We start from the raw sequence: 15,779 nt of genomic DNA, 5'->3' as shown, positions 1-15,779 counted from the left end.
CGACCCTGCCCTAGTCGCAGTCGCGGCAGATCGGCTGGCCGTTCTTCTCCTTGGCCAGCTGGCTGCGGTGGTGCACCAGGAAGCAGCTCATGCAGGTGAACTCGTCCTGCTGCTTCGGGAGCACCCGTACGGCGAGCTCCTCGTTCGACAGGTCCGCGCCGGGCAGTTCGAGGCCCTCTGCGGCCTCGAACTCGTCGACGTCCACTGCCGAGGTCGACTTGTCGTTCCGCCGCGCCTTCAGTTCCTCGATGCTGTCCTCATTGACGTCATCGTCGGTCTTGCGTGGGGTGTCGTAGTCCGTTGCCATGTCGCGCTCTCCCCCTCTGGGTGTCTGCGGTGTCTCAGCGCACGTAACGCGTGAGAGGCCGGACTTGTGCCCGACCTGAGGCGGAGATTTTGCCTCACATCAAGGTCTGTTACTCAATCGACACCCAACCGCACCCCTGAAGAGGTGATCGGTTTGGATGGCGATCGGGACCGTACACGGTCCGAATGTCGCACTTCACAGGCGCCACCCCGTGTACTTCCCGTGATCAAGACCCCTGAAAACCCGGATTTTCCCGGCTTTCCGACGACTTTGACGATCACGGAGAGTAGATGGCCGAAAATTCGCCCCTGTGATCGATCGCACACGGAATCTCCAGGATCAGGTCCCGAAAATTCCGCGCAAAGCGAACATCGCGGCGAGTCGCGGCAGCATCTCAGAGAGGAAGGGTGACTCGCATCACGAGCCCTCCCCCCTCGCGCGGCTCCGCGATGATACGGCCCCCGTGGGCCCGCGCCACCGACCGGGCGATCGACAGGCCGAGTCCCACGCCCTTGTCGCTGCCCGTGCGCTCGGTCCGCAGCCGCCGGAACGGCTCGAAGAGGTTGTCGATCTCGTACGCGGGCACCACGGGGCCCGTGTTCGACACCACGAGGACCGCCTGGCCGTGCTGGGCCTCCGTGGTGACCTCGACCCAGCCCTCGTCCGCCACGTTGTACCTGACGGCGTTCTGGACGAGGTTCAGGGCGATCCGCTCCAGGAGGACGCCGTTGCCCTGCACGACGGCCGCGCCACGCTCCCCGCGGATCTGCACACCCTTCGCGTCGGCCTCGGCCCGCACCTGGTCGACGGCGCGGTCGGCGACCTCGGCGAGGTCGACCGGCTTGCGCTCCACGATCTGGTTGTCGCTGCGGGCGAGCAGCAGCAGGCCCTCCACGAGCTGCTCGCTGCGTTCGTTGGTCGCGAGGAGCGTCTTGCCGAGCTGCTGGAGCTCGGCGGGCGCTCCCGGGTCGGAGAGGTGCACCTCGAGCAGCGTGCGGTTGATCGCCAGCGGGGTGCGCAGCTCGTGCGACGCGTTGCCGACGAACCGCTGCTGGGCGGTGAAGGCCCGCTCCAGGCGGTCGAGCATCTCGTCGAAGGTGTCCGAGAGCTCCTTCAACTCGTCGTCGGGCCCGTCCAGTTCGATGCGCCGGGACAGGTCCGTGCCCGCCACCCTGCGCGCGGTGCGCGTGATGCGGCCCAGCGGCGACAGAACCCGGCCCGCCATCGCGTAACCGAAGGCGAAGGCGATTACGGCGAGCCCGAGCAGGGCGAGCAGCGAGCGGCTCAGGAGGTTGTCCAGGGCGTGCTGGCGCTGTTCGTTGACGCAGGCGTTCATGGCGTCGTTGAGCTCACCGGCCGACGGCGAGCTCGGGAAGTTGCACTTGTCGCTGGCCACCTGGCCGGAGACGATCTTGAACGGCAGGTCGCTGCCCACGTTCAGGGCCTGCGCGGCCAGCAGGTAGATGATCGAGAGCAGCAGGATGCCGGCGATCAGGAACATGCCGCCGTACAGCAGCGTGAGCCGTATGCGGATGGTGGGGCGCAGCCACGGAAAGGGTGGTTCGGCCTTCCTGGGGTCCCAGGTGGGTTTCGGGGGCGCAGCTGGCGGCGCCGGGGTCGCGGCCACCGGGGATCAGATCCGGTAGCCGGAGCCGGGCACCGTCACGATGACGGCGGGCTCGCCGAGCTTTCGCCGCAGGGTCATGACGGTCACCCGGACCACGTTCGTGAACGGGTCGGTGTTCTCGTCCCAGGCCTTCTCCAGGAGCTGCTCGGCGGAGACGACGGCGCCCTCGCTGCGCAGCAGCACTTCGAGGACGGCGAACTCCTTGGGCGCGAGCTGGATCTCCTTGCCGTCGCGGAAGATCTCGCGGCGGTTCGGGTCGAGCTTGATCCCGGCGCGCTCCAGGACGGGCGGCAGCGGCACGCTCGTACGCCGGCCGAGGGCACGCACGCGTGCCGTGAGCTCGCTGAACGCGAAGGGCTTGGGGAGGTAGTCGTCGGCGCCGATCTCCAGGCCCTCGACGCGGTCGCTGACGTCGCCGGACGCGGTGAGCATCAGGACGCGGGTCGGCATGCCGAGCTCGACGATCTTGCGGCAGACGTCGTCCCCGTGCACGAGCGGGAGGTCCCGGTCGAGCACCACGACGTCGTAGTCATTGACCCCGATGCGCTCCAGGGCGGCCGCTCCGTCGTACACGACGTCGACGGCCATGGCCTCCCGGCGCAGTCCGGTGGCCACCGCATCGGCGAGCAGCTGCTCGTCCTCGACGACGAGTACGCGCACGGCGCTGTCCTTCCTCTGTGCCCGTTCGGGCAGGTCTGTTCGTGGGTGTGGGCTCCATCCTGCCCCTTTCGGCCATAAACCGGCTGTAAGGCGGGCTCCTGGGGCCTCCCCGACGGGGAATGCGGGATTTGCTCCGGCGGTTGAGGTTTCCGTGGAAGGGAGCCAGGGGAGGACGACTTCACACCCCGCGATCACGCTTTGCATGTGGCGTGCCACGACCCGCTTTTCGCCTCAGGGCGGGCGGCCTGAGACGTGATCGCCCCTTCTTGAGGGCACACCCCCGTGCCATGAACCCACGACCCAGCCGAGGGGGCGCAACCATGGACGCTTTTACCGCAGGACTGCTGCAGCGCATAAAGGCCACGGAATCCGACCTCACGAAGGCCCGTGAGACGGGCGACGACTTCCTTGCCGAGGTCGAGCAGGGGGAGCTCGAGGATCTCCACCGCCTGGCCGCCGAGCACGGGGTGGAGGTCGGCGTGCTGCACGCCTGATCCCTCCCTCCTGATCCTTAGCCTGCAGAAGGGCCCCGGCATCCGTGGACGAGATGCCGGGGCCCTTCCGCGTGTTCTGTCCGCTCCGGGTGTGTGAGTCCAGGCGGTCAGTCGTGCCAGGCGCCGAGCTCCTCCAGGCGGCCCTGCAGGTCCTCGAAGAGGCCGGGCGGGGCGGCGATGGCCAGCTCCCCCGAGGGAGCCTCTCCGGGGCGTCCACCGGTCAGGGCGCCCGCCTCCCGCGCGACGAGGTCACCGGCCGCGAAGTCCCACGGGTTGAGGCCGCGCTCGTAGTACGCGTCGAGGCGGCCGAGCGCGACGTCGCACAGGTCGATCGCCGCCGAGCCGCCGCGGCGGATGTCCCGGACCAGCGGGATCAGCTGTCGGGCCACCTCGGCCTGGCGGACGCGGCGCTGCGCGATGTACCCGAACCCCGTGCCGATGAGGGCCTGCTCGAACGGGGGCGCCGGGCGGGCGTGCGCCGGCTTGTCGTTGACGAAAGCGCCCTCTCCGAGGACGGCTCGGTAGGTCTCCCCGCGCATCGGGGCGTGCACCACGCCGACCAGCGTCTCGCCGTCCTTGCGGGCGGCGATGGACACGGACCAGTCCGGGCGCCCGTACAGGTAGTTGACGGTGCCGTCGATCGGGTCGATCACCCATTGGACGCCGCTGCTGCCCTCGGAGCTCGCGCCCTCCTCGCCCAGCACGCCGTCGTCCGGCCTGCGCTCGGCGAAGAAGTCGGTGATCAGCTTCTCGGAGGCGATGTCCATCTCGGTGACGACGTCGACCGCGCTGGTCTTGGTGGCGGCCACGCCCAGGTCGTCGGGGCGCCCGTCGCGCAGAAAGGCCCCTGCGCGGTGTGCGGCCTCCAGGGCGACGCCGAGGAGTTCTGCCTTGAGGTCGGTCACGTCAACGTCCTTACGCGTACGGGCTGTCAGCGCCCGCGGCCGCGGGCTTCGGGGCGCGCGCCGGGCAGCAGCCCACCGGGCACAGGTCGTGGCTCGCGCCGAGCGCACCGAGGGCGCAGGGCGCGATCTCGCGCCCGTTCTCCGTGGCCGAGCGCTCCAGGACGAGCTCCCGCACCGCGGCGGCGAACCGCGGGTCGGCGCCGACCGTGGCCGAGCGGCGGACGGGCAGGCCCAGCTCCGCGGCCTTGGCCTCGGCCTCGGTGTCGAGGTCGTACAGGACCTCCATGTGGTCCGACACGAAACCGATCGGGACCATCACCACGGCGGGCGCGCCCGCCGCCTGCCGCTCCTCCAGGTGATCGCAGATGTCCGGCTCCAGCCACGGGATGTGCGGGGCGCCGCTGCGCGACTGGTAGACGAGCTCCCAGGGGTGTTCGACGCCGGTCTCCTCGCGCACCGCGTCGGCGATGAGCCGGGCCACGTCCAGGTGCTCCGCGACATACGCGCCGCCGTCCCCGTGGTCCTCGACGCGACCCGACGTGTCGGCGGCCGCGGTCGGGATGGAGTGCGTCGTGAAGGCGAGGTGCGCCCCGTCGCGGACGTCACCGGGGAGGTCGGCCAGGGACTTCAGGACCCCGTCGATCATGGGGCGGACGAAACCGGGGTGGTTGAAGTAGTGCCGGAGCTTGTCGACGCGCGGCACATCTAGGCCCTCGGAGGCGAGCACGGCGAGGGAGTCGGCGAGGTTCTCCCTGTACTGGCGGCAGCCCGAGTACGACGCGTACGCACTGGTCGCGAGCACGAGTACACGGCGGTGGCCGTCCCGGACGAGCTCGCGCAGGGTGTCGGTCAGATAGGGCGCCCAGTTGCGGTTGCCCCAGTAGACCGGCAGGTCGAGGCCGTGGTCGGCGAAGTCCTTGCGCAGGGCGTCCAGCAGGGCGCGGTTCTGGTCGTTGATCGGGCTGACCCCGCCGAACAGGAAGTAGTGCTGCCCCACCTCCTTGAGCCGCTCCTTGGGGATGCCGCGGCCCCGCGTCACGTTCTCCAGGAACGGGACCACGTCGTCGGGGCCCTCGGGGCCGCCGAACGAGAGCAGCAGCAGGGCGTCATAGGGAGAGGCATCGAGCGCGTCGGACATGTATCCGATCCTGCCACCCGCCACTGACAGCCGGAAAATCACGGTGCGTTCGGCCCTGCCGGGACCGTAAGCTGTATTGGCCATCTTTACGCCTTACCGGAGCCCCCACGTGCCAAGCCCCTACCGCGCCATCTTCGCCGCCCCCGGCACCAAGGGGTTCTCGACGGCGGGCTTCCTCGGCCGGATGCCCCTGTCGATGATGGGCATCGGCATCGTGACGATGGTGTCCCAGCTGACCGGGCGGTACGGGCTCGCGGGCGCGCTCTCCGCGACCGTGGCGCTCTCGGCCGCCGCGATCGGCCCGCAGATCTCCCGGCTCGTCGACCGGTACGGCCAGCGCCGCGTGCTGCGTCCCGCGACCCTGGCGTCCCTGGTCGCGGTCGCCGGGCTGCTGCTCTGCGCGAAGTACGAACTCCCGGACTGGACGCTCTTCGCCTTCGCCGCCCTCGTCGGCTTTGTGCCGAGCGTGGGCTCGATGATCAGGGCGCGCTGGGCGGTCCTCTACCGGGACACCCCGCAGCTGCACACCGCGTACTCCTTCGAGTCCGTGGTGGACGAGGTCTGCTTCATCTTCGGGCCGATCATCTCGATCGGTCTCTCCACGGTGTGGTTCCCGGAGGCCGGGCCGCTCATGGCCGGGGTGTTCCTCGCCGTGGGTGTGTTCTGGCTGACGGCCCAGCGGGCCACCGAGCCCGTGCCGCACGGCCGTGAACACCACACCAAAGCTTCCGCACTGCGCTCCGGCGGGCTCCAGGTCCTGGTCGCGACCTTCGTGGCGACGGGCGCGATCTTCGGCTCCATCGACGTGGTGACCGTCGCGTACGCGGAGGACCACGGTCACAAGTCGGCGGCCAGCCTCGTGCTCGCCGTCTACGCGCTCGGCTCCTGCCTGGCGGGGGCCGCCTTCGGTCTCGTCCACTTCAAGGGAGCACCCGCGCCGAGGTGGCTGCTGGGTGTCTGTACGACGGCCGTGAGTATGATCCCGCTTCAATTGGTCGGGAACCTTCCGTTTCTGGCCGTGGCGTTGTTCATCGCGGGCCTCTCCATCGCGCCGACCATGATCACGACAATGGCCCTCGTCGAACAGCACGTACCACGCGCGAAGCTGACCGAGGGCATGACCTGGGTGAGCACCGGACTCGCGGTCGGCGTCGCGCTCGGCTCCTCAGCGGCCGGCTGGGTCATCGACGCGGCCGGCTCGGACGCCGGGTACGCGGTCCCCGGTCTGTCCGGGGCCGTCGCGGTGGCGGTCGGGTTCCTTGGGTATCGCCGGCTGAAGAGGCCGGCTTTGCAACGGGGAGGGACCCATGAGCACGGCATCGGGCACGGGCAGCGGGAAGAGCACGAAAGCCTGGCGTAACTGGGCGGGCAACGTCACCTCCCGCCCCGCGAGGGAGGTCACCCCCGCGTCGGTCGACGAGCTCTCCGCCGCGCTGCGCCGGGCCAAGGCGGACGGCCTCAGGGCGAAACCGGTCGGCACCGGCCACTCCTTCACGGCGACCGCGGCGACCGACGGCCTCCTGATACGCCCCGAACTCCTCACCGGCATCCGCAGAATCGACCGCGAGGCCGGCACCGTCACGGTGGAGGCGGGCACTCCGCTGAAGCGCCTGAACGCGGCCCTCGCGCGCGAGGGCCTGTCGCTCACGAACATGGGCGACATCATGGATCAGACCGTCTCCGGCGCGATCAGCACCGGGACGCACGGCACGGGCCGCGATTCGGCGTCGATCTCCGCGCAGATCATGGCACTTGAGCTGGTCACGGCGGACGGAACGGTCCTCACCTGCTCCGAGAAGGAGAATCCCGAGGTCTTCGCGGCGGCCCGGATCGGCCTCGGCGCACTCGGCGTGATCAGCGCGATGACCTTCGCCGTCGAGCCCGTCTTCTACCTCACCGCCCGTGAGGAGCCGATGACCTTCGACAAGGTCACGAGCGAGTTCGACGCACTCCACGCCGAAAACGAGCACTTCGAGTTCTACTGGTTCCCGCACACCGGCAACTGCACCACCAAGCGCAACAACCGCAGCTCGGGCCCCGCCGCCCCGCCCGGCCGAGTGAGCGCCTTCGTAGAGGACGAGATTCTCTCCAACGGCCTCTTCCAGGCGGTCAACACGATCGGCAGGGCCGTCCCCGCGACGATCCCCGGAATCGCCAAGATCTCCAGCAAGGCGCTCTCCGCCCGCACCTACACGGACATCCCCTACAAGGTCTTCACAAGCCCGCGCCGCGTGCGCTTCATGGAGATGGAGTACGCCGTCCCGCGGGCCGCCCTCGTCGAGACGCTGCGCGAGCTGAGGACGATGGTGGAGCGCTCGAACCTGCGGATCAGCTTCCCCGTGGAGATCCGCACCGCTCCCGCGGACGACATCACGCTCTCCACGGCCTCGGGCCGGGAGAGCGCGTACATCGCCGTCCACATGTACCGGGGCACGCCCTACCAGGCGTACTTCACGGCCGCCGAGCGGATCTTCACCGCCCACGAGGGCCGGCCCCACTGGGGCAAGATCCACACCCGCGACGCCGCCTACTTCGCGCGGGCCTATCCGCGCTTCGCCGAGTTCACGGCCCTGCGCGACCGCCTCGACCCGGACCGCATGTTCGGCAACGACTACCTGCGCCGCGTGCTGGGCGCCTGAGGGCCGCTGCCGCCTAAGGAGTGGGGGTCTCTCCCCGCTGTCCGTCGTTTCCGTTTCCGGTGTCGCCTCCGCTCGACGGGGACGGCGTCGGAGTCGGGGTGGGGGTCGGCGTCGGGGTCGGGTCGGTCTTCGAACCGCCGTCGTCCCCGGAGTCCGAACCGGAGTCAGAGCCCTTGTCGGGGTCGTCCTTCGAACCGGAGTCCGAGCCGTTGCCGGCGCCGTTGTCCGGCGTCTGCGAGGCCGCCCCGTCCGGGTCCTGCGTCGGGTCGTCGCCCTGCTGCGAACCGTCGTCGTCCGAGCCCGTGGAGGGGCCGTCGGACGGCTGCCCGGAGGGGTCGGTCGAGGGCGTCGGACGGTGGTCCGTCGAGCTGTTCCGGCCCGAGAAGCCGTTGCCGATCGTGGTGCCGTGGCCCCCGCTGAAGTCCTCGCCGGAGACGACCTCGTACGTCGTGATGCCGGCCATGGCGACGCCGAAGACCACCACGGCCCCGATCAACGGCCGCTTCCAGCTCCGGATCTGGGTGCGATGCGTGGTGCCGTGCGTGAACTCTTCCGAGGGCAGCGGCGGGGCCGTCGGCTCCTCCGGCACAACCGGCGCCGCCTGCCGCAGCACGCGCGTCGCGTCGTCGCGGGGCACCAGCCGCGTGGCGTCGACCGATCCGAGCATCTGCGTCTTCTCGGCGTCCGCGTCGGTGTGGGCGCCCGGGTCCGCCACCGGCAGCATGGTCGTGCGGTCCGCGTCGGCGTCCACCACCGGGAGCACATTCGTGCGGTCCGCGTCGGCATCGACCACCGGGAGCACATTCGTGCGGTCCGCGTCGGCATCGACCACCGGCAGCACGTTCGTGCGGTCCGCGTCGGCACCGACCACCGGCAGCACGTTCGTGCGGTCCGCGTCCACAGCGGGCGGCAGCACCGAGGTGGCGTCCGGCTCGGCCGTCCTCCCCCATGTCGTCGTCACGGGCCCGTTTCCGGTGTGCGCCGCCGCACCCGTGTACGACGCCGCTCTGAACGTCTCCGCCACCGGCGCACCCGAGCCGTCGGTCAGCGGCACCTGCCTCGCCCTCGGCTTGGCCTGCACCGTGACGTCACGTATCTGCTCGCCCGTGCGCCGGAAGAAGTGCTGGAAGAGCGTGCCGCCGCAGGTCGCGACCGCACTCACCACACCGGCGCCGAGGATCGTGCCGTAGACACCGAAGCTCGACGCGAGCTTCGCCGCCACCACCGCGGCCACGGCGCTTCCCGCCACCTGGGGCACACTCAGGTCCAGGCGCCGCTTCTCCGTCGGCTCCGTCGAGTGCTCCTGCTCCGCCCGGCCCCTCGACTCCATGCCGGAATCCGGCTTTTCACGCATCTCCGACCCTTGCCTGCCTTTCTCGACTGACTGCACGAGAAAGGGACGTATGGGTGAAGTGGATAGTTCCGTTTCTGGAGATTCCGTGAAGTGTGCCACTCTCGGACCACCCTGCCCGGGTATGCCGAAGCGCCAACTCCCGTCCCCTGCGAGAAGTTCGGCGGCGCGGCGGACCACCCGCGTGGCCCGAATGGAGTACTGTTGCGAGCCCTGGGTCCGGTCTCCCACCTGGGTGCCCGGAGCCTGACAGGACCGCCGGGAGGGGGCTCGCTGCACAGGGTGACCAAAGTGGTCACTGAGAGTTGCGAAGAGGTAACCGTGCCATAACGGCGACCTTGGGCCCATGCCCGACACGCCGGGCAACTCGGCAAGGTTGTGGCAGGCTGCACCCGGGCAGGCCACACTCGACTAGCGGAAGCAGCGACGCACGTGACGTCGGCAGGCACCACCCGGGAGGTCCCCATGCCCGAACTGCGTGTCGTGGCCGTCAGCAACGACGGCACACGGCTGGTGCTCAAAGCTGCGGACAGCACGGAGTACACGCTTCCGATCGACGAGCGACTGCGCGCCGCGGTGCGCGGCGACCGCCCGCGTCTCGGCCAGATCGAGATCGAGGTGGAGAGCCACCTCCGCCCCCGCGACATCCAGGCGCGTATACGTGCCGGTGCCAGCGCGGAGGAAGTCGCCTCTCTCGCCGGAATCCCCGTCGACCGTGTCCGCCGCTTCGAAGGACCCGTGCTCGCCGAGCGCGCCTTCATGGCCGAGCGGGCCCGGAAGACCCCCGTGCGCCGCCCCGGCGAGAACACCGGACCCCAGCTCGGCGAGGCCGTCTCGGAGCGACTGCTCCTGCGCGGCGCCGACAAGGAGACCGTCCAGTGGGACTCCTGGCGCCGAGACGACGGCACCTGGGAAGTACTGCTCGTCTACCGCGTCGCGACCGAACCGCACTCCGCGAGCTGGACGTACGACCCGCCGCGGCGGCTCGTACAGGCCGTGGACGACGAGGCGCGCTCGCTGATCGGCGAGACGGACGACATCGCCGCGCCCGAGCCCAGCTTCCCGTTCGTGCCGCGCATCGCCCGGCTGCCCCGGGACAGGCCATCGCTCGACCGGCCGCTCGACCGCGCCCTGGACCGGCAGTTGGACCGGCAGTTGGACCGCCCGAGCGTGCCGCTGCCCCCGGAGCCCGGGGAGGAGAACACGGCCACCGGCGCGACGGCGGCCGTCTCCGAGTCGGAGCGGGACTCTCTCACCAGCCTCTTGGAGGCGGTGCCGAGCTTCCGCGGCGACATGATCGTGCCGGAGCGCCCCGTGCCCCAGCCGACGGATCTCCCGCCGGTGCCGGTGCCGGTGGAGGAGCAGCCCGAGCAGGACCCGGAGGCCGAGGAGGCCCCCGCCGCGTCGGCAGGCGCGGGTTCCGCGTACGCGGACGTCCTGATGCCGCGCTCGGTGGCCAGCCACCGCGACCGCCTCGTCGGCACCACCGACCGCCAGGCGGAGGCGGACGGCGTCCGTCCCGGGCGGCGCGCGGCCGTGCCCAGCTGGGATGAGATCGTCTTCGGCACGCGTCGTAAGAAGCAGGAGTAGACGGCGTCGTCCGTCAGAAGGGGCCGGGCCCCGCACCGTGCAGGTGCGGGGCCCGGCCCCTTCCGACCAACCGTCCGCTACTGCGGGTCCGGGCCCTTGGCCACCGGACGGGAATCGTCCGATGACCACTCCGACCACGAGCCGACGTACAGCGACGCCGGGATGCCCGCCACCGCGAGGGCCAGCACCTCGTGGGCGCCGGAGACACCCGAGCCGCAGTAGACGCCGACCTCGGAAGTGCCGGACGCGCCCAGGGAGTTGAAGCGCTCCGCGAGGTCGGCGGCCGGCCTGAAGGTGCCGTCCGCCGTGACGTTCTCCGTGGTCGGCGCGGAGACCGCACCCGGGATGTGGCCGCCGACACGGTCGATCGGCTCGACGTCACCGCGGTAGCGCTCGGCCGCGCGGGCGTCCAGGAGCAGCCCGGAGCGGGCCACGGCAGCCGCGGCGTCGGCGTCGAGCAGGTCCGTGGTGTTCGCCCCGGGGACGAACGAGCCCTCGGCGGCCGGGCGCTCGTCGCCCGACTTCAGCGGGCCGCCCCACGCCGCGAGACCGCCGTCGAGCACCCGCACGGACGGATGCCCCGTCCAGCGCAACAGCCACCAGGCGCGCGCGGCGGCCCAGCCCTGCCCGCCGTCGTACACGACCACCTCCCGGTCGGCGACGACCCCGGCGGCCCGCATCACCGCACCGAAGTGCCCCACGTCCGGCAGCGGGTGCCGTCCGGCCGGGCCCGCCTGCCCCGCGAGGTCGGCGTCCAGGTCGACGAAGACGGCGCCCGGGATGTGCCCCTTCTCGTACTCGGCCCGGCCGTCGAAGGCGGGGGCGCCCGCGGCCTTGGCGGTGCTCAGCTGCCAGCGGATGTCCAGGAGCACTGGCGGGTTCTCGCCTGCCAGGTCGCTCGCGAGTTCGGTTGCGGAGATGATGGCATTCATGGCCCCATCCTTGCGTACGGGGTGGCCGCATCGGCCAGGTCCGGCTACCCTGCTCCGCCGGACCGAACACGCGGCGTACGGAACCGGGCACACCGTGTACTGCCGAGCGGGACGTACGTGCATTCGAAAGCGGAGCCTAGCGGCCACCATGACGGGCCGAGGAGAGAGTGACGATGACGGAGGCACGGGGGTCGACGGGTCAGCGTGACGGCATGGGGGCCGTCCGCCGTACGCCCGGCACACCCACCTGGGTGAGCCTGATGGCACACGGCCTGGCCGCGACCCAGGACTTCTACGGAGCGTTGTTCGGCTGGGAGTTCCGGCCGGGACCGGAGCAGCTCGGGCCCTACGTACGGGCGCTGCTTGACGGGCACGAGGTCGCCGGGATCGGCCAGCTGCCGCCCGACCACCATCTGCCGATCGCCTGGACGCCGTACCTGGCGTCGGACGACGTGGACGCGACGGCCGAGGCCGTGCGGCACTGCTGCGGCACGATCGGCGTCGGCCCGCTGGACGCGGGCGCGGCCGGGCGGATGGCCATCGCGGTGGACCCGGCCGGCGCGGTGTTCGGGATCTGGCAGGCGGCGGAGCATCTGGGCGCCGCCCTCGTCGGGGAGCCCGGAGCCCCGGCCTGGAACGAACTGGTCACCCACGAGACGGCGGGCGTCGTCAAGTTCTACCAAGCGGTCTTCGGATACACCGAGGAGGCTGCCACCTCGCCCGACGTCGACTACCTGACGCTCCAGGTCGACGGACGGCCGGTCGCCTCGGTGCGCGGCATGGGCCAGGCGCTGCCGCGGGACCGGGGCGCGCACTGGATGACGTACTTCGAGGTCGCCGACGTGGACGAGTCGGTACGGCGGGTCACCGAACTCGGTGGGCACGTCGTGAAGCCGGCGCAGGCGGGTCCGCACGGGCGGGTGGCCACGGTCGCCGACCCCGAGGGTGCGGTCTTCACTCTCGTGCACTCGGAGAGCTGACCCCCGAACAACCCTGAGGTCCGTACGGTCATGTCCCGCCGGGACCGCTGCCGGGGAACCTGGACCAGAAGTGGTCGACGATGTCTTCTAGATAGCGCCGCCCCGTCTCGCCCGACGCGGCGGCGTTGCCGACCCGGCCGAGGGTGGCCGTCAGGAGCGCCTGGTACTCCTGGTGCATGGCCTTGAGCGGCTCCTGCAGATCCTGGCGCTCCATGGAGAGCAGCTTGGCGATCGACCGGATGTGCGCCTGCCACCGGGTGCTGACGGCTTCCGTGAGGAGTCGGGCGAGTTCGTCCTCGAGTCCGGTGACGGCCACGAAATCGCGCGGGCCCAGCTTCAGCACGGACCCGAGATGGGCCGACTGGCGCCGGTTGCCCGTCCATGTGTTGGTCTCTTCCATCTGCTGATAGGCACGCGGATCGAGGCCGGTGGCACGGGAGACGTCCTCGATGGCGAGCCCGCACGCGAGACGGTGGTCCCGCAGCGTCCGCGGGGCGCCGATGAGTTCATGGGGCGCGCACCACAGGGCACCGGCCAGGGCGGCGAGCTCGTTCGACGTGGGCACTGCCCTGCCCTGCTCCCACGCGGTGACGTGTTCGGGCGAGACGTACTCCAGGCCGTACGAGACACGCATGCCGTAGGCGACGTGGCCGGGGGCCATCCCGAGCTTCTCGCGGAGCGTCCGGGCGGCCCTGGCATTGAACGGGGGTGGTGGGTGCACGGGGCCAGACACTATGGAGTTACGGGCGTTAACTCCATGTCATCTGTCGCCTTTGACTCGGTTTTCGCGCAAGCGTCGCAGTCAAGTTCGTAGGAAGTAACAAGAGCCCAACTGCCCGTACTGCCCAGTAATGAGGCCGGAGTCGAGGCCGTGGCGACCCCCCGTATGATCCGCTCGCGAGGCGTCGCATGTGCGTTCCCCCAAACACCCGCGCACACCGTTTGATGACCCTCCGTCACACGTCCCCCTTTGTCCGGTCCAGGAGTAACGCTCATGACGACCAGCGCGACAGGCCCGTCCGGGCCCTACGGCCAGCCAGGCCCCGCCGACGCCCCGCCGGCGTATCCCGGCGGCCCGCTCGACCGGTTCTTCCGCATCACCGAGCGGGGTTCGACGTACGGCCGTGAGATACGCGGCGGCTTCGCCACGTTCTTCACCATGGCCTACATCCTCGTGCTCAACCCGATCATCCTCGGCAGCACCGAGGACAAGTTCGGCACACAGCTGGACGGCGCCCAACTGGTGACCGCCACCGCTCTCGTGGCCGCGATGATGACCCTGATCATGGGCGTCGGCGGCAATCTGCCGCTCGCGCTCGCCGCGGGCCTCGGCATCAACGCCGTCGTGGCGTTCCAGATCGCGCCGCTGATGAGCTGGGACGACGCGATGGGTCTCATCGTGCTCGAAGGCCTGCTGATCTGCGTCCTGGTGATGACCGGTCTGCGCGAGGCGATCATGCACGCCATCCCGCAGCCGCTCAAGCAGGCCATCAGCGTCGGGATCGGTCTGTTCATCGCGTTCATCGGCTTCGTCGACGCGGGGTTCGTCACGCGCGTCCCGGACGCCGCGAACAGCACCATTCCCGTCCAGCTCGGCACCGGCTCGCTGACCGGCTGGCCGATGCTCGTCTTCTGCCTCGGTGTGCTCCTGACGGTCGTGCTGCTCGCCCGCAAGGTGCGGGGCGCCATCCTCATCAGCATCGTGGTGACGACGGTCTTCGCCGTGATCGTCAACGGCATCGCCGACGTCAAGTCGTGGGGCCTGACCGCTCCGTCGATGCCTGACAAGCCCGTCGCCGCTCCCGACTTCGCCCTCCTCGGCGACTTCGACCTGTTCGGCTCCTTCGGGCAGGTGAGCGTCCTCACGGTGGTGCTGCTCGTCTTCACCCTCATCCTGTCGGACTTCTTCGACACGATGGGCACCATCGTCGGCGTCACGGCCGAGGCCGGTCTCCTCGACGAGCGCGGCCAGGTCCCCGGCCTCGGCCGTGTGCTGCTCATCGATGGTGCGGCGGCCGTCGTCGGCGGCGCGTCCTCGTCGTCCTCCGCCACCACGTACATCGAGTCGGCGGCCGGTGTCGGGGAAGGCGCCCGCACCGGCTTCGCGAACCTGATCACCGGAGGCCTGTTCGGCCTCGCCCTGTTCCTGACCCCGGTCCTGACCATGGTGCCCATGCAGGCCGCGTCACCCGCGCTCGTCGCGGTCGGATTCCTGATGATGACCCAGGTCAAGCACATCGACTGGGACCGCTACGAACTGGCGGTACCGGCGTTCCTGACCATCGCGGTCATGCCGTTCACGTACTCCATCACCAACGGCATCGGCGCCGGCTTCATCTCGTACGTCGCCATCAAGGCCTGCCTGGGCAAGGCCCGCGAGGTCCACTGGCTGCTGTGGGGCACAGCGGCCCTCTTCCTCGTCTACTTCGCCATCGACCCGCTGGAGCAACTGCTCGGCGTGAAGTAAGTGGACGGTCAGGCGGACGCCACGGGCAGCACATCGGGCGAGAGCGCCGCGGCATGCGCCGTGGCGCTCGTCATCCGGCGCCTGTGGTGGCGGCGGCACAGCACCTCGTAACCCACCTCGTCCGCCGCTTGGTTGACATCGCCGACGACGACCTGGGCCCCTTCGACGACCATCGCCCCGCCTATGGTGCGGGCGTTGTGGGTGGCGCGGGCACCGCACCAGCACAGCGCCTCCACCTGCAACACCTCGACGCGGTCGGCGAGTTCGACCAGGCGCTGCGAGCCGGGGAAGAGCTTGGAGCGGAAGTCCGTGGTGATGCCGAAGGCGAACACGTCGAGGCCGAGGTCGTCGACGACCCGTGCCAGCTGGTCGATCTGGCCGGGCGCGAGGAACTGCGCCTCGTCCGCGATCACGTAGTCCGCGCGGCCGCCCTGCGAGAGGTGGTCGACGAGATGGGCGTAGAAGTCGAAGTCGTCGGCGGCCTCGATCGCGTCCGTGACGAGGCCGAGCCGCGAGGAGAGCTTGCCCTCGCCGGCCCGGTCGTCACGGGTGAAGATCATCCCCTGCAGGCCGCGGGCCGAGCGGTTGTGCTCGATCTGCAGAGCCAGGGTGCTCTTTCCGCAGTCCATCGTTCCGGAGAAGAACACCAGCTCGGGCATGGGGAGTTGCGGCCTTTCGGGACGTGCGGA

Annotated in this window: 15 protein-coding genes; 6 read left to right on the top strand and 9 right to left on the bottom strand. The window is 70.4% G+C overall.

Features of this window, described 5'->3' with window-relative positions:
- Positions 1 to 10: 10 nt before the first annotated feature.
- From ABXJ52_RS28205 to ABXJ52_RS28195, 3 genes are all read right to left on the bottom strand, one after another.
- Complete coding sequence (locus ABXJ52_RS28205; RefSeq protein WP_055563079.1) at positions 11 to 307, bottom strand: DUF4193 domain-containing protein; 297 nt, start codon at positions 305 to 307, stop codon at positions 11 to 13.
- A 394-nt stretch (positions 308 to 701) separates the two neighbouring features.
- Entirely contained in the window at positions 702 to 1,934 is a 1,233-nt protein-coding gene (locus ABXJ52_RS28200; RefSeq protein ID WP_367045555.1) for a HAMP domain-containing sensor histidine kinase, read from the bottom strand.
- 6 nt (positions 1,935 to 1,940) lie between these two features.
- On the bottom strand, positions 1,941 to 2,594 hold the full coding sequence (locus ABXJ52_RS28195; RefSeq protein ID WP_135331070.1) for a response regulator transcription factor: 654 nt from the start codon (positions 2,592 to 2,594) through the stop codon (positions 1,941 to 1,943).
- A gap of 320 nt (positions 2,595 to 2,914) precedes the next feature.
- Here ABXJ52_RS28195 and ABXJ52_RS28190 point away from each other — a divergent pair, with 320 nt between their 5' ends.
- A complete protein-coding gene (locus ABXJ52_RS28190) occupies positions 2,915 to 3,088 on the top strand; it encodes a hypothetical protein (RefSeq protein WP_361200389.1) in 174 nt (57 codons plus the stop codon).
- A 107-nt stretch (positions 3,089 to 3,195) separates the two neighbouring features.
- Here ABXJ52_RS28190 and ABXJ52_RS28185 read toward each other — a convergent pair whose 3' ends face one another.
- A complete protein-coding gene (locus ABXJ52_RS28185) occupies positions 3,196 to 3,993 on the bottom strand; it encodes an inositol monophosphatase family protein (RefSeq protein ID WP_367045549.1) in 798 nt (265 codons plus the stop codon).
- Positions 3,994 to 4,003: 10 nt separating this feature from the next.
- Entirely contained in the window at positions 4,004 to 5,131 is a 1,128-nt protein-coding gene (locus ABXJ52_RS28180) for a ferrochelatase (protein ID WP_367045547.1), read from the bottom strand.
- 109 nt (positions 5,132 to 5,240) lie between these two features.
- Between ABXJ52_RS28180 and ABXJ52_RS28175 the strand changes: the two genes are divergently transcribed.
- Entirely contained in the window at positions 5,241 to 6,491 is a 1,251-nt protein-coding gene (locus tag ABXJ52_RS28175) for an MFS transporter (RefSeq protein ID WP_367045545.1), read from the top strand.
- Positions 6,439 to 7,770, top strand: coding sequence for a D-arabinono-1,4-lactone oxidase (locus tag ABXJ52_RS28170; protein WP_367045543.1), 1,332 nt, complete (start codon positions 6,439 to 6,441; stop codon positions 7,768 to 7,770). The genes ABXJ52_RS28175 and ABXJ52_RS28170 overlap by 53 nt, the downstream gene beginning before the upstream one ends.
- A 13-nt stretch (positions 7,771 to 7,783) precedes the next feature.
- Here the strand turns inward: ABXJ52_RS28170 and ABXJ52_RS28165 are convergent, their stop codons facing one another.
- Positions 7,784 to 9,124: a hypothetical protein gene (locus ABXJ52_RS28165; protein ID WP_367045542.1), complete on the bottom strand. Its 1,341-nt coding sequence runs from the start codon at positions 9,122 to 9,124 to the stop codon at positions 7,784 to 7,786.
- Positions 9,125 to 9,586: 462 nt separating this feature from the next.
- On the opposite strand from ABXJ52_RS28165, the gene sepH reads away from it, so the two are divergent.
- Positions 9,587 to 10,711 carry a septation protein SepH gene (gene sepH / locus ABXJ52_RS28160; RefSeq protein ID WP_367045541.1) on the top strand — a complete coding sequence of 375 codons (1,125 nt, stop codon included), beginning with the start codon at positions 9,587 to 9,589 and terminating at the stop codon, positions 10,709 to 10,711.
- Between the two features lie 77 nt (positions 10,712 to 10,788).
- Here the strand turns inward: sepH and ABXJ52_RS28155 are convergent, their stop codons facing one another.
- Positions 10,789 to 11,643: a sulfurtransferase gene (locus tag ABXJ52_RS28155; RefSeq protein WP_367045539.1), complete on the bottom strand. Its 855-nt coding sequence runs from the start codon at positions 11,641 to 11,643 to the stop codon at positions 10,789 to 10,791.
- A gap of 173 nt (positions 11,644 to 11,816) precedes the next feature.
- Between ABXJ52_RS28155 and ABXJ52_RS28150 the strand changes: the two genes are divergently transcribed.
- Positions 11,817 to 12,623, top strand: coding sequence for a VOC family protein (locus tag ABXJ52_RS28150; protein WP_367045538.1), 807 nt, complete (start codon positions 11,817 to 11,819; stop codon positions 12,621 to 12,623).
- A 28-nt stretch (positions 12,624 to 12,651) separates the two neighbouring features.
- On the opposite strand, the gene ABXJ52_RS28145 is transcribed toward ABXJ52_RS28150, so the two are convergent.
- Positions 12,652 to 13,344, bottom strand: coding sequence for a helix-turn-helix transcriptional regulator (locus ABXJ52_RS28145; protein ID WP_367045536.1), 693 nt, complete (start codon positions 13,342 to 13,344; stop codon positions 12,652 to 12,654).
- Between the two features lie 273 nt (positions 13,345 to 13,617).
- Here ABXJ52_RS28145 and ABXJ52_RS28140 point away from each other — a divergent pair, with 273 nt between their 5' ends.
- A complete protein-coding gene (locus ABXJ52_RS28140; RefSeq protein ID WP_367045534.1) occupies positions 13,618 to 15,090 on the top strand; it encodes an NCS2 family permease in 1,473 nt (490 codons plus the stop codon).
- 8 nt (positions 15,091 to 15,098) lie between these two features.
- On the opposite strand, the gene ABXJ52_RS28135 is transcribed toward ABXJ52_RS28140, so the two are convergent.
- The gene (locus tag ABXJ52_RS28135; RefSeq protein WP_367045532.1) at positions 15,099 to 15,749 is read right to left on the bottom strand and encodes a thymidine kinase; all 651 of its coding nucleotides are present in this window, start codon (positions 15,747 to 15,749) and stop codon (positions 15,099 to 15,101) included.
- Between the last annotated feature and the right edge of the window lie 30 nt (positions 15,750 to 15,779).

This window comes from Streptomyces sp. Je 1-332 (genome assembly GCF_040730185.1).
Taxonomy (GTDB): domain Bacteria; phylum Actinomycetota; class Actinomycetes; order Streptomycetales; family Streptomycetaceae; genus Streptomyces.
Note: the sequence above shows the minus strand (reverse complement) of the source record. Positions and strands in the feature narration are given on the sequence as shown.

Excerpts from the sequence above, each read along its gene's own strand:
- ABXJ52_RS28205 (WP_055563079.1), bottom strand. The coding sequence starts at position 307 with ATGGCAACGGACTACGACACCCCACGCAAGACCGACGATGACGTCAAT.
- ABXJ52_RS28190 (WP_361200389.1), top strand. The coding sequence starts at position 2,915 with ATGGACGCTTTTACCGCAGGACTGCTGCAGCGCATAAAGGCCACGGAA.
- ABXJ52_RS28180 (WP_367045547.1), bottom strand. The coding sequence starts at position 5,131 with ATGTCCGACGCGCTCGATGCCTCTCCCTATGACGCCCTGCTGCTGCTC.
- ABXJ52_RS28170 (WP_367045543.1), top strand. The coding sequence starts at position 6,439 with ATGAGCACGGCATCGGGCACGGGCAGCGGGAAGAGCACGAAAGCCTGG.
- ABXJ52_RS28165 (WP_367045542.1), bottom strand. The coding sequence starts at position 9,124 with ATGCGTGAAAAGCCGGATTCCGGCATGGAGTCGAGGGGCCGGGCGGAG.
- sepH (WP_367045541.1), top strand. The coding sequence starts at position 9,587 with ATGCCCGAACTGCGTGTCGTGGCCGTCAGCAACGACGGCACACGGCTG.
- ABXJ52_RS28155 (WP_367045539.1), bottom strand. The coding sequence starts at position 11,643 with ATGAATGCCATCATCTCCGCAACCGAACTCGCGAGCGACCTGGCAGGC.
- ABXJ52_RS28150 (WP_367045538.1), top strand. The coding sequence starts at position 11,817 with ATGACGGAGGCACGGGGGTCGACGGGTCAGCGTGACGGCATGGGGGCC.
- ABXJ52_RS28140 (WP_367045534.1), top strand. The coding sequence starts at position 13,618 with ATGACGACCAGCGCGACAGGCCCGTCCGGGCCCTACGGCCAGCCAGGC.
- ABXJ52_RS28135 (WP_367045532.1), bottom strand. The coding sequence starts at position 15,749 with ATGCCCGAGCTGGTGTTCTTCTCCGGAACGATGGACTGCGGAAAGAGC.